The organism is Streptomyces sp. NPDC058239 (genome assembly GCF_042882185.1).
In the GTDB taxonomy this organism is placed as follows: Bacteria; Actinomycetota; Actinomycetes; order Streptomycetales; family Streptomycetaceae; genus Streptomyces.
The window spans coordinates 28940-42290 of the sequence record NZ_JBHVWS010000020.1; the positions used below are offsets into that span (position 1 = coordinate 28940).

Genomic DNA, 13351 nt, shown 5'->3' on the forward strand with positions numbered 1-13351 from the left:
CGGTTCCGATATATCGTTGACGCATCGCGACAGATCAACGATGGAAGGAGCGTAGCGATGCGTTCACATGGACATGAGCACGGACATGGGCACTGCGGGCCCGGTCATCAAGGTCGGGGCGACTTCGAGGGGCGGCGGGCGGCCTTCGGGCAGTTCGGTCCGCCGTTCGGTGGCGGTCCCTTCGGGGGTGGCCCCTTCGGCGGCGGACGCGGCCGGGGCGGTGGCCGGGGGAGGGCGCGCCGCGGTGACGTTCGCGCGTCGATCCTGGCGCTGCTGAAGGACCGGCCGATGCACGGGTACGAGATGATCCAGGAGATCGGCGAGCGCAGCGGCGGGGCCTGGCGGCCCAGTCCGGGCTCGGTCTATCCGACCCTCCAGCTGCTGGAGGACGAGGGCCTGATCGTCAGCGCGAGCGAGGGCGGCAAGAAGCTGTTCACGCTCACCGAAACCGGCCGCACCGAGGCGGAGTCGGGTCCCGACGCGCCCTGGGAGGAAGCCGGGCGGGGAGTCGACTGGGAGAGCGTCAATGAAATCCGGCAGGCCGGTTTCGGTCTGATGGAGGCGTTCGGCCAGGTCTGGAAGACCGGCTCGGCCGATCAGCGCCAGAAGGCGCTCACAGTCATCAATGACGCCCGTAAGAAGCTCTATCTGATCCTCGCCGACGAGCACTGAGCCCGTGGGCGGGGCGCTGAGGGCCTCGCGGCCGAGCCGCGGGGCCCTTCCCGTCGCCCCGGTGGCGGTCAGGCGGCGACGAGCCCGCCCAGTTTGCGCAGCGACTCGACGAGCGCGGCGGTTGCCGAGTCCTTGAGCTTGCCCGCCATCAGGGAGACCGCGGCGCCGGTGAACTCCCCGTCGATGCGTACCGTGGTCGCGTCCCCGTCGGGGGTCAGTGAGTAGCGCATGGCCAGGTTGACGCCCATCGGCCCCTTGCCCTTGGTGGTCAGCAGGCGCGCGGTCTCCAGCTCCGCCACCGTCCAGGTCACCTCGGCGGGGAAGCCCATGAGCTTCATGTTCTCCTCGTAGGTGGCCGCGAGTTCGAGTGCCGTCGGGCCGCCCTTGGGGAAACTGGTGTGGGTGGCGTTCCACTGGCCGTACGCGGTGAAGTCCGTCAGCTGGGCCCAGACCTTCTCGGCCGGTGCTTCGATGCGTGCTTCTGCACTGACTTCGGCCATGCGACCACCCCTTCTCGGCGGGTTACGGTGTCGCGGAACGTAGTCGCAGTGACGTGAACATTCAATGCTGATGAACTGTCAGATCTGTGTGGTCCGTTCCCTCCGCTCCCGCCGGCCAGATCAGTGCGGCATCGAATCGGTCGGAGGCGCGCGGGTGCGGGCCGTCGTCATGGCAGTGGAACGCGGCCCAGAAGATATCGGCGCGCAGGGCGTCCGCCGGTGCGTGGATCCGGTATACGTACTCCCGTCCGTCGAGCGCCGGTAGGGCGACCAGCCAGGACACGTCCGCGGGCTCCCTTCCGGCTGCTGTATGGGTGGTGTGGCGTATGGGGTGTACGAGAGAGGCTCGCGGTCGCTGAGGGGGTGCGGTGCAAGGCGGCGCGCGCCGTTTTCCCGGATCGGATCCGGAAATGGCGAGATCTCATCCGTAAGGAGGAGGAACCGCTCTGTTGTGCCCAACTTGCGTGGGATGCCTAAATGGGCCCCTCCGGCGATGCTTCGGCGCGGTGGGACTGATGGGGTAAGAGGTGTGCAAAACCGGACGCCGCGGATCCCTCAGCAGCCCGCACCGAACCGTGCTGAGTTCGACGCCAGACTCACTGTGGAGCTGGCCGCCGTGGTGACGGGTGCCCGAAGGCGCGCACTGCGCGACGGCGACCGGCAGATCGACACCGCGCATCTGCTGCACTCCCTCATCGAATCGGACCCCGAGGTGCGGGCGGCCTTCGAGGGCGGACCCCAATTGGCCAAGGTGCTCGGATATCTCGTCCAGCGCAGTATCGGATACGGGCTCCGCTGGCAGGGTGCCGTGGAGGACTCCGGTGCTGTCCCGGTCGTCGAGGACCGGGATTCCGCGGTGCGGGACACGGGGGTGGAGGGCTGGTCGCCCTCGGCCGCTTCGGCAATGGCCGAAGCCCGCGAGCGGGCGGAGCTGCGCGGCGACGCGCGGGCCGGAGGGCTCGATCTGCTGGCGGCACTGGCCTCGGACCACGAGTGCCGGGCCGTCGAGGTGCTGCAGCGGGCCGGCGTCGACGCGGAGCGGCTTGCAGCCCGGATCGTGGGGGCGTCCGGCCAGGGGTGGCAGGGAGTCGGGGGCTGACGGCCTGACGTGCGGGCGCCCGATTCAGCGTGATGGTTCGGTCAGGGCCTTGAAGGCCGGGCGGAGCAGGGCGGCGATGCGGTCGGCGGGAGCGTCGCGGAGGGCGTCGAGGCCGAGGAGCTGGTGGCCGATGGTGACGCCGACCATGGTGGTGATGACCAGTGCGGCGCGCAGCTCGGGGTCCTCGGCCTCCGGCAGCGCCGCGCCGATGTTGTCGATCTGCCGGTCGAGGATCGCGCGGGCGTGATCGGCCGCGGCCGGATCGGTGAGCATGGAGCGCATCATCGCCAGCGTGCCGTCGGGAAGGCCACCGAGCTTGAGGCCGAGCGTGGCGATCAGTTGATCCACCAGCGCGTCGCCGTCGGTGTCGGTCGGCAGCGCGGGGGGTGCCTGCAAGGCCTGGGTGAACAACTCGCGTTTCGCCCCGAAGTACTGCATGACCAGAGCCGGATCGACGCCTGCTGCGGCTGCCACGGCACGGATGGTGGTGCGATCGAAGCCCCGCTCGGCGAACAGCTCACGGGCGCTGTCGAGGATGCGGGCCTCGGTGGCTCGGCGGCGGTCGGCGCGGGAGATGTGAGGGACGGTCACGATTTCACTCTACAGCCGTTGACCGAAGCCTTGACGGGCTCGTACGTTGATTGGGTCAACATTCGTTGAGTGAACGGAGTGAGCAGTGGATGGAGTGAGTTCCGTGTCAGGTCTGCAGAAGCCCTCAGCCCTTACGCCCCGCGAGGTGCTGGCCCGCTACCACCAGGCCATGCTCGACAAGTCCGCGGACGACCTCGCCGACCTTTACGCCGCGGACGCGGTGCATGAGTTCCCGTTCACCTCCCCCGGGTTTCCCTCCCGCTATGAGGGGCGCGAGGAGGTGCGTGCCGGATACCGGGCGGCCTGGGGTGCGAGCCCCGTCCGGGTGGAGGCCATCGAGGACATGGAGATCCACGAGACCGCCGATCCGGAAGTGATCATTGGCGAGCACGTCGTGGTCGGCGCACTGCCGACCGGGACCCTCACCGTGCCCGGTGTGCTGATCGTCCGCGTCCATGACGGACTGATCACGCGGGTCCGTGACTACATGGACGGACTGGCTGCCGCCGAGCGGGGCGAGCTGATGGCGGAAGCTGCGGTGGAGCCGGGCGTCTGACGGAGAGCGTGCGTCAGGGGTCACAGGGGTGACGCTACTGACCGCAGCTGTCATGATGTGCCGATGCACGCGTCTCAGGGGAGAAGCGCCAGCCTGGGACTTGCCCTGGCCTCGGCGTTCGCATTCGGTGGTTCAGGGGTGGCGGCCAAGCCGCTGATCGAGGCAGGACTCGATCCGCTCCATGTGGTGTGGCTACGGGTGGCGGGTGCCGCCCTTGTCATGCTGCCCGTCGCCTGGCGCCACCGGCTTCTCGTGCGTAGCCGGCCAATCCTGCTGCTGGGGTTCGGGCTGCTCGCCGTGGCCGGTGTGCAGGCCTTCTACTTCGCTGCGATCTCCCGTGTCCCCGTCGGTGTCGCTCTTCTCGTCGAGTATCTGGCGCCCGCGCTCGTCCTCGGCTGGGTCCGCTTCGTCCAGCGCCGGCCGGTCGCCCGGCGTGCCGCGGTCGGTGTGGTGCTCGCCGTCGGCGGACTCACCTGTGTGGTCGAGATCTGGTCGGGGCTGAGCTTCGACGTGGTCGGGCTGCTGCTCGCGCTCGGCGCCGCCTGCTGTCAGGTCGGCTACTTCGTCCTGTCGGACCAGGGCGGCGCGGAAGGTGTCGAACCTCCGCATCCGGTCGGAGTCATCGCGTACGGGCTGCTGATCGGCACGGTCGTCCTCACCGTGGTCGCACGGCCCTGGGGCATGGACTGGTCGGTTCTGGGCGGCAGCGCGGGCATGGACGGCACGGATGTACCCGCCTGGCTGCTGCTCGTCTGGACCGTGCTGATATCGACGGTGATCGCCTACGTCACCGGAGTGATCTCGGTGCGGCTGCTCTCACCCGCGGTGGCGGGTGTCGTCGCCTGTCTCGAGGCGGTCATCGCCACCGTGCTCGCCTGGGTGATGCTCGGCGAGCACCTGTCGGCGCCGCAGCTCATCGGCGGTTCCATGGTGTTGATCGGTGCCTTCATCGCCCAGTCCACGACACCGAAGACGCCCTCCGGTCCCGTCGCATCCGGACGGGGCGAGGGGCACACTGCGGGACCGGACGGAGGCCGTACCGCTGCCGAGGGGGAGTTGGCCGCGCGTCGTGCTGCGACGTAATGTGACGATCATGCATTCGACCGTACTTCCGCCGCCTGCCGCCTAGTACTGCAACCGCTGGAGGTTGTGGCCTCGGCGTTTGTAGTGGGATCTGCGGGCTCGGGCTTGGCTTCGTCGTCGGTAGCGTGACCAGTGCAGACGGTGGTCGTTGCTGTGGCAGTGGCGCGTGACGAGGGTGTGGCCCATCAACCGGCAGATCTCCGGGGCGCTGAGGGGTATGAGGTCTTGCTCGTCGTCTTCGGTGCCCCTTTTATGGCTTCTGCGGCGCGGACTGCGGTCAGGTAGGCGTGCGTGGCCATGGCCAGGGTGATGTGGCGATACCAGGCCCGGTAGAGGCGGACCTGGTAGTGGTCCAGGCCGCACTCGCCCTTCGCGCTCTGGAAACACTCCTCGACCTCCCGCCGTACGGCAGCCACCCTGACCAGGTCTTTCAGGCGCGAGGTGACCGGCCCGAAGCAGACGTGGTAGGCGATCTCGCTCGGGTTATCGACGGAGCGCCGGGCCAGGACCCGGTGCCCGAAGCCGTTCTCCCAGGCGTACCGGATCGGGACGCGGGCCCAGTCGTAGATCCGCTCGCCGTGGGCGCCGGCGCCGCCCGACAGGCGCTTCCACCGCTGGTGGGGATGCAAGGCGACGAGGGCGTCGACACGGGACTCCCCGCCCTGGGCGGTGTTCACGGTGTCGTTGACCTTGGCGGCCAGGACGTAGGCGATGCCGCGTTCCTCCAGCCAGAACCGTGTGTGCTTGACCTGCCCGTACGCCTCGTCCGCGGTGACCCACGCGAACGGGATGCCGGCATCGATGGCGCGCTGCAGCATCCAGCGGAAGTGTTCGTTCTTGGTCGCGAAGGCGATCTCGTCACCGATCCCGGCGGCGCGGCAGCGGTCCCGGTCCTCGGTAGGCCGGGATGTAGAGCTCACGGTCGGTCAAGGCCCGGCCCTTGGGGGAGGCATGGGCCAGGAAGGTACCGATCTTGAAGGTGTGGCACTGCCTGGCGCGTTTCGGGGCGCCCGGGAAGGCCGACAGGGCCATCAGGGTTCCCGACAGCGGAGGTGAAGTGCCCCTTGTCCTTGCCGCCGTCGTAGCCGCTGAAACCGATCCGGCGCCCGACATCGGGAGGCCCGTGGGAAATCCGGGGCGGCGGCCGGCCGTGCGGGGCGGCGTGCGTGCGTCAGACGAAGCACTCCAGGATCAGCGGCAGATCCTCCAGCCACTCCTGGAGGCGGGCCCGCCTGCGGGCGGCGAGCAGGGACTGGTGGGTGGTGCCGTTGTGGAGGCGGACGGTGACCTTGAGGTGTTTGGGGCCCTCGGCCGCGTACTCGACGGTGCTGATCTCCGCCCAGGTGAACGCCTGGTCCCCGGCCTTCGAGCCGAGCACGACACCCCCGGCGTCGACCAGGAGGGAACTCTCCGGGGCAAGCGCCACGAAGGCGAGGTCGCTGTCGTCCGGTGCGTCGCCCACGGGGGCGGCCTCGGTGGGCGCCTGATGCAGGGGGACGGCGCTGGACGGTGCGTAGGCGGGCAGCGGGGGAATCGCCACGGTGGGGGAGTACGTCGTACCGTCCGGCGCCAGCAGGTCCAACACACCGTCCGGTGTGGGCCGTTGGTCCGGTTCCTTGGCGAGGCACGCCGCCAGGACCGGCCGCAGGCCGTCCGGCACCGCGGCCAGGTCCGGTGCCTCGTGCACCGACCGGTACATCAGGCCCATCGGCGTACCCGCACCGAACGCACTGCCGCCCGCCGCCGCGACGAGCACCGCCCCCAGCGCGAACACATCCGCGGCACCGCCGACCTCAAGCCCCTGCGCCTGCTCGGGCGCCAGGAACCCCGGCGTCCCGAACGCCACACCGGTGGCCGTCAGACGGGTCGACTCCAGCGCCCGCGCGATGCCGAAGTCCAGGACCCGCGGGCCGTCCGCGGCCATGATGATGTTGCCGGGCTTCAGATCACGGTGCACCAGGCCGCAGCCGTGGATCGCCACCAGCGCCTCGGCGAGCGCCGCGCCCAGCTGCCGCAGCCGCGCCTCGCCCATCGGCCCCTCGGCTTCGAGCAGCGCGGCGAGCGTGGGCCCGGGAACGTACGCCGTGGCCAGCCAGGGCGCCACCGCCGCCGGGTCCGCGTCCACCACCGGGGCCGTGTGGAAGCCGCCCACGCTGCGCGCGGCCGCGACCTCGGCCCGGAACCGCTCCCGGAAGTGCGGGTCGGCCGCGAGCTCCGGGCGCGCCACCTTCACGGCCACCGCACGCCCGCCGCGCGAACGCGCGAGATACACGGTGCCCATCCCGCCGGCCCCCAACTCCCGCTCCACGGCATACCCGCCGATACGATCCGGCAGGCCCGCACCGTTCACCCCGTGCCCCATGCGCTGTAAGCCCTTCCCTGTGTTCGGCGCATCAGTATGACTCAGCGCCCGGGGCCCCGGCGCCGGTGGTGCGGGCGGCACGACAGCGACCAAGACCCGTCACACCAGATGCGGTTGCAGTACCAGCGCGGGCGGCCACTCCTGACGAAGACCGGGCTCGGGCAGTTCCGAGCGGTTCGTCGCTGCCCGTGTACGGAGCCGAGCGACCACCGTCCTGTCTTCATCTGGAGAAGTCACGTGCCGAACCCTGCTGCCGGCCTGCCCGTCGGGCGGAGCCTCTTCTATCTGATCGTTGCCGGTGTCGCCTGGGGCACTGCCGGGGCCGCCGCTTCGCTGATCTTCGAGGTCAGCGACCTGGGTCCGCTCGCCCTGTCGTTCTGGCGCTGCCTGGGCGGCCTCGTGCTGCTGCTCGCCGCTCTGGCGCTACGGCCTCGACGTGCGGCCGTCCCCGCCGAACCGCGCCGTCGTCGGCTGCTGCGCGTCCTGGGGACCGGCATCGGTCTCACCGTCTTCCAGAGCGCGTACTTCGCGGCCGTCGAGGCGACCGGCCTCGCGGTCGGGACCGTCGTCACCCTTGGAGCGGGCCCCGTGTTCATCGCGGTCGGTGCACGGCTGACCATGGGAGAGCGGCTGGGACGCGGCGGACTCACCGCGGTGGTGGGTGCGCTGGCCGGGCTCGCCGTACTGGTGCTCGGCGGCGACGGAGCGACCGTGCGGCCCGCCGGAGTCGCCCTGGCACTGCTCTCCGCGGCCGGCTACGCGACGATCACCCTGCTGACCCGCTGGCTCGGCCGCGACGGCGGAGCCACCGACTCGCTCGCCACCAGCGCATGGGCATTCGGGATCGGAGCCGTCGGACTGCTGCCGATGGCCGCGGCCGAGGGGCTCGTACCGCATACCGCTCAGGCCGCGCACGTCGTGACGCTGCTGGTGTATGTGGCGGCGGTACCGACCGCGCTCGCCTATGCGCTCTACTTCGCGGGCGCCGCGGCGATACGTGCCGCGACGGTGTCCGTGATCATGCTGCTCGAACCGGTCAGCGCGGCGGTCATCGCCGTGGTGGTGCTCCGCGAACAGCTCACCACGGCCACCGTCGTCGGGACACTGCTGCTCCTCGGGGCCGTGGCGGGGCTGGCGTTCGCCGAGGCGCGCAGCGCCGTGCACGCCCGCCGCCGGGCGGCCGTGCCGGCCTGACCACCGGGGTGGCCGGGCCGTACCCGGCGGGGCGGGCTCGGCCACCCCGTGAGGGGTCAGAGCGCAGTGATGTAGTCCGGCACCCCGATGGCGGGATCGAGGTCGTGCGAGGGGAGCGGCGTCGCATAGCCGTGGGCGAGCGGGACGACGCCCGCCCAGTGGGGCAGTTCGAGGTCGCGGGGTTCGTCGTTGGGTCCGCCGGTGCGGATCTTGGCGGAGACCTCCTGGAGGTCCAGGCGGATGACCGCTGTCGCGGCCAGCTCCTTCTCGTCGGCGGGCCGCGAGTCCGCGGACCGGCCCGGCACCACGTGGTCGACGATCGCGTCGAGGGCCGTCCGCCGTTCCTGCGGGTCGGTGACCGTGCGCGCGATGCCGTGGACCACCACGGAGCGGTAGTTGATCGAGTGGTGGAAGGCGGAACGGGCGAGCACCAGCCCGTCGACATGCGTCACCGTCAGGCAGACGGGCAGGCCGGGATCGGTCCGGCCGGCCTCCCGCAGCGGCCGGGAGCCGGTCGAGCCATGTACATAGAGCCGCTCGCCGACCCGGCCGAAGAGCGTCGGCAGAACGACCGGTGAGCCGTCACGGACGAAGCCGAGATGGCACACGTACGCCTCGTCGAGTATCGAGTGGACCAGTTCCCGGTCGTATGCCGCGCGATCGCGGGAGCGGGTCGGGACGGTGCGCTCGGTCGGCTGGTATCCGGCTGCGGCGTCCGGGCCCGTGGTCTGCGGCGATGCGGTGTCCGGCATTGCGTACTCCATTGCACTAGTGCATAATCTTGTTTGTGCTAGGAGAGTATCGGATCGTTGGGCGGCGTGCAGCGGAAATTGCCGCCAGTGTGGAGCGCGGGGTCGGTTCGGGGGAGCTCGCCCCCGGACAAGTGCTGCCGCCCATGCGGGAGTTGGCGGACCTGCTGGGGGTGAATCCCAATACGGTCGCGGCCGCCTACCGCACGCTCCGCGAGCGCGGGGTGATCGAGACGGCCGGGCGCCGGGGCAGCAGGGTGCGGCCGCGACCCGCGAGTACGGCGCGCGGTTCGCTCCGGGTCGAGGCGCCGCCCGGGGTGCGGGACCTGGGGGCGGGGAACCCCGATCCGGCGCTGCTGCCCGCGCTGGGGGAGGCGTTCGCGGCGGTCGCGGGTGAGTATGCGCGGCGGCCCGGAATGTACGGACAGGCTTCGGTGGACCCGGAGTTCGCCGCACTCGCCCGCGCCGCGCTGGATGCCGACGGAGTGCCGGCCGGATCCGTCGTCGCGACCTCCGGATCGCTGGATGCGATCGAGCGCGTACTGGTCGCGCATCTCAAGCCCGGTGACGCGGTGGCCATCGAGGACCCGGGGTGGGGGAGCCTGCTGGATCTCGTACCGGCGCTGGGGCTGCGCCCGGTGCCCGTCGCGCTCGACGACGAGGGACCGCTGCCCGATGCCGTCGAGCACGCGCTCAACGCCGGTGCCCGCGCCCTCGTGATCACCGACCGCGCGCAGAATCCGACCGGGGCCGCGATCAGCGCCGCGCGCGCCTTCGAGCTGCGGGGCGTTCTCGCCGGACACCGCGGCGTCCTCCTGATCGAGGACGACCACGGGCATGCCATCGTCGATCTGCCGCTGTATCCGCTGGCGGGCGCCACGGACCGGTGGGCATTCGTGCGGTCCGTGGCCAAGGCGTACGGACCGGATCTGCGGGTCGCCGTGCTGACCGGCGACCCGGTCACGGTCGACCGGGTGTCGGGCCGGCAGCGGCTGGGCCCCGGCTGGGTCAGCAGACTGCTGCAACGGGCCGTGGTGCACCTGTGGTCCTCGGGCGCAGTCGATACGGGCGAGGTGGCAGCGGCGTACGCAGAGCGGCGGGACGCGCTCGTGAAGGCGCTGGAGGAGCGGGGCGTGGAGGCGCACGGACGCAGTGGCATGAACGTGTGGGTACCGGTCGCCGACGAGACCGGTGCGGTGGCGCGGCTGCTGCACGCAGGCTGGGCGGTGGCGCCCGGGGCGCGGTTCCGGATGACCGCGCCCCAGGGGATACGGCTCACCGTCTCACCGCTGGCCGGGGCCGACATCGGGCCGCTGGCCGATGCGGTGGCGGCAGCGGCGGGACCGGCGAAACCGCTGAACTACGGCTGAGCCTCGGTCCGGGCCTTGCCGCTGCGCGCCCTGCTCTGGGTGAGAGCGGCACCTGCCAGGACCACGAGCGCGCCGACCGGAGTGTTCCAGCTCAGCTGCTCGCCGAGCACGACGACTCCGGCCGCGGTGGCGATCACCGGAATGAAGTAGGTCACCATCTGTGCGGTCGTCGGTCCGACCTCCTCCACCAGGCCGTACTGCATCAGCACCGCGAGGCCCGTGCCGAGCGCCCCCAGGGCGACCACGGCAAGCGTCGGGAGCAGCGGAAATCCATCGGGAGCCGATGTGAACAGCGGGGTCACCAGGGCGATCTGCACCGTGCCGAGAAAGAGCTGGCTGCCGGTCAGGGCCAGAGTGGACGAACCGCTGCCCGCCAGCGTCCTGCGGACGTAGATCCAGCCGACCGGATAGCTGAGGGAAGCGAGCAGAGCCATGGCCGTACCGCTGAAGTCCAGCCCGGAGAAGCCCTGCCAGGCGCCCAGCACGGTAAGTACACCGAGGAATCCGAGCCCGAGTCCGGCGACGCGGCGACGGGTCGGCCGGTCCTCGGAGAGTGCGACGAGCGAAAGCGCCATGCCCCACAGGGGCGAGGTCGCATTGCAGATTCCGGCCAGCGTCGACGGGATGCTCAGCTCGGCGTACGCGAAGAGCGAGAACGGCAGTGCGTTCAGGAAGAACGCGGCGACGGCAAGGTGCCCCCACGTGCGGGCGCCGCGCGGCAACCGCTCACGCCGTACCGCCATCGCGACGGCAAGCACTGCCGTGCCCGACAGAAGGCGGCCGAGAGTCACCTGGAACGGGGCGTACCCCTCGGTTCCGACCTTGATCAGAAGGAAGCTGAAACCCCAGATGAGCGGTCGTCCCGGCCGGCGGGGCAGGGGCGGAGGGCTTGGCGGGAGGAGTGGTTCTCGGCGTGGCAGGGGCGCTCATGGGGTCAACCATGACGAAAACAATCGCGTAGGACAAGTGAGATTTTGTGCGGGAATTCGCGTAGCATTGCTTACATGTTGAACCTGGAGCGCCTGCGTACCCTGGATGCCCTCGCCCGGCACGGTTCGGTCAGCGGTGCCGCCGAGGGGCTGCACATCACCACATCGGCGGTCTCCCAGCAGATGTCGAAGCTGGAGCGGGAGGTGGGGCAGCAGCTCCTCGCCAAGAACGGCCGCGGGATCCGGCTCACCGACGCCGGTCAACTGCTCGCCGACCACGCGGCCCGGATCCTGTCCCAGGTGGCGCTGGCCCAGTCCGACATCGAGGCGCAGCGCGGTGAGGTGGTGGGCGAGATCCGGCTCTCCGCATTTCCGACCGCAGCGCGTGGACTCTTTCCCGCGGCGCTCCTCGCACTGCGCGCCGATCACCCCGAACTCCGTGTACGCACACGGGAATTGGAGCCCGAGGATGGAATCCGTGCGGTGATCAGGGGCGACGTCGACCTTGCGGTGGTGCTGGACTGGAGCAACAAGCGGCTGCCGGTGCCCGGTGGCCTGGCCAAGTCCGAACTCCTCGACGACGCACCGGACATCGCGATGCCGGCCGGTCATCGGCTCGCGGACCGGGCGGAGGTGGACCTGGAGGAGTTCGCCGACGACGAATGGGTGTCATGGCCGGAGGGCGAATTCTGTTACGACTGGCTGATGTTCACTCTGCGCTCGAAGGGCATCGAACCGCGCATCGCGCATCTGGCGGGCGAGCACCACACCCAACTCGCCCTGATCGCTGCAGGGATGGGGGTCTGTGTGGCGCCGCGGCTGGGCCGAGGGCCGGTGCCCGACGGGGTGCGGCTCGTGCCCGTACGACAGAAGATGCGACGACACGTCCATGCCGTGTGGCGTACCGACGCGGACCGGCGTCCGTCGATCAGGGCGGCCGTGGCGGCGCTGCGGATGGCCGGTCGGGAGCTGGATGCGCCGTCGTCGTAGGACGGAGAAGGGGGCCTCAGGTCGCGGACGGTCCTGCGAGCTTCCGGAAGTCCCAGGAGGTGATGGACTGAGGGGTGAGTCGCAGCCAGGCGTGCCGGCCGTCGTGCGGCATGGTGTCCATCCCGAAGTACTTCGCCGCGAACAGCCTCTCCGGCACGTCGAGTTCCGGGCACGGTTCGCCGGTGCGGGGTGCCTCGCCCACAGGGACGGCCGCGCCGGAGAGTTCGATGCCGCGCAGATCCGCGTATTCCACCCCGTCGTCCACGACCACCGCGATTCTCGGATCCTTGCGCAGCTGGGACCAGCGCAGGCTGCGGGTGATGGAGTACAGCCAGATCGAGGTGCCGTCCCAGGTGAACCAGAGGGCGCCGATATGCGGGCGGCCGTCCGCGGACACGGTGGCGACCCGGCAAGTGCGCTGCTCGACGAGATAGGTGTCGCGTTCCGCGTCCGTCATCATGATCCGACGGCCCCGTCGCTGAATGGCGGCCATTGGGCGCCCCTCCCGATAGCTGACTCTGTGTCAGAAAGCATGGGGTCCATTCCCTCATCACGCAATGGCGGCTAACCTCGCGCGCCCGATCCGCCACCGAAAGGGGCAGCCGTGCCGTCGAAGGAACAGCTCGCCGAGCAGCTCGATCCGGCCACCACCGTGCTCCTGACGGTCGAATGCCAGCAGGGCGTCGTGGGCCCGGGCAGCGCGCTGCCCGAACTGGCCGAGGAGGTCAGGTCCTCCGGCGCCCTCCACCGCGTCGCCCGACTGGTCGCAGCCGCCCACGAGGCCGGGGTCCAGGTACTGCACGCGGTGGCCGAGCGTCGTCCCGACGGGCGGGGTGCCAACAACAACGCCCGCCTCTTCCGGGCCGCCGGCCGGTTGCCCGTACAACAGCACTCGGGCACCATGGCGGTACGGATCGCCGCACCCATCGAGGTGGCGGACGAAGACCTTGTCGTGCACAGACTCCACGGCCTCTCGCCCATCGCCGGCACGGATGTGGACGCACTGCTCCGCAACCTCGGCTGCCGGACGCTCGTCGTCACCGGCGTCTCGGCCAATGTCGCCATCCCCAATGCCGTGTTCGACGCGGTGAATCTCGGATATACGGCGGTGGTGCCGTCCGACGCCATCGCGGGGGTGCCGGCCGACTACACCCCCGCGATGATCCGCAACACACTTGCCCTCGTCGCCACCATCACGACCACCGATGACGTGCTCGGCTGCTGGCGGAGCCGAGGGCGTGCCGGGGCCTGATCGG

At 70.6% G+C, this 13351-nt stretch carries 16 protein-coding genes; 8 read left to right on the forward strand and 8 right to left on the reverse strand.

Annotated features, from left to right (window positions below):
- Nucleotides 1-57 precede the first annotated feature (57 nt).
- Nucleotides 58-672: a PadR family transcriptional regulator gene (locus tag ACFVYE_RS21715; protein ID WP_383976220.1), complete on the forward strand. Its 615-nt coding sequence runs from the start codon at nucleotides 58-60 to the stop codon at nucleotides 670-672.
- A gap of 68 nt (nucleotides 673-740) precedes the next feature.
- Here ACFVYE_RS21715 and ACFVYE_RS21720 read toward each other — a convergent pair whose 3' ends face one another.
- Both ACFVYE_RS21720 and ACFVYE_RS21725 read right to left on the reverse strand, forming a co-directional pair.
- Complete coding sequence (locus ACFVYE_RS21720) at nucleotides 741-1172, reverse strand: SRPBCC family protein (protein ID WP_383976218.1); 432 nt, start codon at nucleotides 1170-1172, stop codon at nucleotides 741-743.
- Between the two features lie 61 nt (nucleotides 1173-1233).
- The gene (locus ACFVYE_RS21725) at nucleotides 1234-1455 is read right to left on the reverse strand and encodes a hypothetical protein (protein ID WP_389606937.1); all 222 of its coding nucleotides are present in this window, start codon (nucleotides 1453-1455) and stop codon (nucleotides 1234-1236) included.
- A 246-nt stretch (nucleotides 1456-1701) separates the two neighbouring features.
- On the opposite strand from ACFVYE_RS21725, the gene ACFVYE_RS21730 reads away from it, so the two are divergent.
- Nucleotides 1702-2271 carry a Clp protease N-terminal domain-containing protein gene (locus ACFVYE_RS21730; RefSeq protein WP_389606939.1) on the forward strand — a complete coding sequence of 190 codons (570 nt, stop codon included), beginning with the start codon at nucleotides 1702-1704 and terminating at the stop codon, nucleotides 2269-2271.
- 24 nt (nucleotides 2272-2295) lie between these two features.
- Here the strand turns inward: ACFVYE_RS21730 and ACFVYE_RS21735 are convergent, their stop codons facing one another.
- Nucleotides 2296-2862, reverse strand: coding sequence for a TetR/AcrR family transcriptional regulator (locus ACFVYE_RS21735; RefSeq protein ID WP_383976212.1), 567 nt, complete (start codon nucleotides 2860-2862; stop codon nucleotides 2296-2298).
- A gap of 103 nt (nucleotides 2863-2965) precedes the next feature.
- Between ACFVYE_RS21735 and ACFVYE_RS21740 the strand changes: the two genes are divergently transcribed.
- The gene (locus ACFVYE_RS21740; protein WP_383976210.1) at nucleotides 2966-3418 is read left to right on the forward strand and encodes a nuclear transport factor 2 family protein; all 453 of its coding nucleotides are present in this window, start codon (nucleotides 2966-2968) and stop codon (nucleotides 3416-3418) included.
- Between the two features lie 63 nt (nucleotides 3419-3481).
- A complete protein-coding gene (locus ACFVYE_RS21745; RefSeq protein WP_383976209.1) occupies nucleotides 3482-4501 on the forward strand; it encodes a DMT family transporter in 1020 nt (339 codons plus the stop codon).
- 185 nt (nucleotides 4502-4686) lie between these two features.
- Here the strand turns inward: ACFVYE_RS21745 and ACFVYE_RS21750 are convergent, their stop codons facing one another.
- Complete coding sequence (locus ACFVYE_RS21750) at nucleotides 4687-5421, reverse strand: IS701 family transposase (RefSeq protein ID WP_383976207.1); 735 nt, start codon at nucleotides 5419-5421, stop codon at nucleotides 4687-4689.
- Nucleotides 5422-5672: 251 nt separating this feature from the next.
- Nucleotides 5673-6863 (reverse strand): serine/threonine-protein kinase, encoded by a 1191-nt coding sequence (locus ACFVYE_RS21755; protein WP_389606942.1) that lies wholly within the window; start codon nucleotides 6861-6863, stop codon nucleotides 5673-5675.
- A 237-nt stretch (nucleotides 6864-7100) separates the two neighbouring features.
- Here ACFVYE_RS21755 and ACFVYE_RS21760 point away from each other — a divergent pair, with 237 nt between their 5' ends.
- The gene (locus ACFVYE_RS21760) at nucleotides 7101-8057 is read left to right on the forward strand and encodes a DMT family transporter (protein WP_383958734.1); all 957 of its coding nucleotides are present in this window, start codon (nucleotides 7101-7103) and stop codon (nucleotides 8055-8057) included.
- A 56-nt stretch (nucleotides 8058-8113) separates the two neighbouring features.
- Here the strand turns inward: ACFVYE_RS21760 and ACFVYE_RS21765 are convergent, their stop codons facing one another.
- Nucleotides 8114-8809 carry a pyridoxamine 5'-phosphate oxidase family protein gene (locus ACFVYE_RS21765; RefSeq protein ID WP_383958732.1) on the reverse strand — a complete coding sequence of 232 codons (696 nt, stop codon included), beginning with the start codon at nucleotides 8807-8809 and terminating at the stop codon, nucleotides 8114-8116.
- Between the two features lie 35 nt (nucleotides 8810-8844).
- On the opposite strand from ACFVYE_RS21765, the gene ACFVYE_RS21770 reads away from it, so the two are divergent.
- Nucleotides 8845-10176 carry an aminotransferase class I/II-fold pyridoxal phosphate-dependent enzyme gene (locus tag ACFVYE_RS21770; protein ID WP_383958730.1) on the forward strand — a complete coding sequence of 444 codons (1332 nt, stop codon included), beginning with the start codon at nucleotides 8845-8847 and terminating at the stop codon, nucleotides 10174-10176.
- Here the strand turns inward: ACFVYE_RS21770 and ACFVYE_RS21775 are convergent.
- Nucleotides 10167-11054: a DMT family transporter gene (locus tag ACFVYE_RS21775; RefSeq protein WP_389607025.1), complete on the reverse strand. Its 888-nt coding sequence runs from the start codon at nucleotides 11052-11054 to the stop codon at nucleotides 10167-10169. The genes ACFVYE_RS21770 and ACFVYE_RS21775 overlap by 10 nt on opposite strands.
- Before the next feature lie 126 nt (nucleotides 11055-11180).
- On the opposite strand from ACFVYE_RS21775, the gene ACFVYE_RS21780 reads away from it, so the two are divergent.
- Entirely contained in the window at nucleotides 11181-12095 is a 915-nt protein-coding gene (locus tag ACFVYE_RS21780; protein ID WP_383958726.1) for a LysR family transcriptional regulator, read from the forward strand.
- A 16-nt stretch (nucleotides 12096-12111) separates the two neighbouring features.
- Here ACFVYE_RS21780 and ACFVYE_RS21785 read toward each other — a convergent pair whose 3' ends face one another.
- Nucleotides 12112-12588 carry a pyridoxamine 5'-phosphate oxidase family protein gene (locus ACFVYE_RS21785; protein ID WP_383958724.1) on the reverse strand — a complete coding sequence of 159 codons (477 nt, stop codon included), beginning with the start codon at nucleotides 12586-12588 and terminating at the stop codon, nucleotides 12112-12114.
- A 111-nt stretch (nucleotides 12589-12699) separates the two neighbouring features.
- Here ACFVYE_RS21785 and ACFVYE_RS21790 point away from each other — a divergent pair, with 111 nt between their 5' ends.
- The gene (locus ACFVYE_RS21790; protein WP_383958722.1) at nucleotides 12700-13347 is read left to right on the forward strand and encodes a cysteine hydrolase; all 648 of its coding nucleotides are present in this window, start codon (nucleotides 12700-12702) and stop codon (nucleotides 13345-13347) included.
- Nucleotides 13348-13351 lie beyond the last annotated feature (4 nt).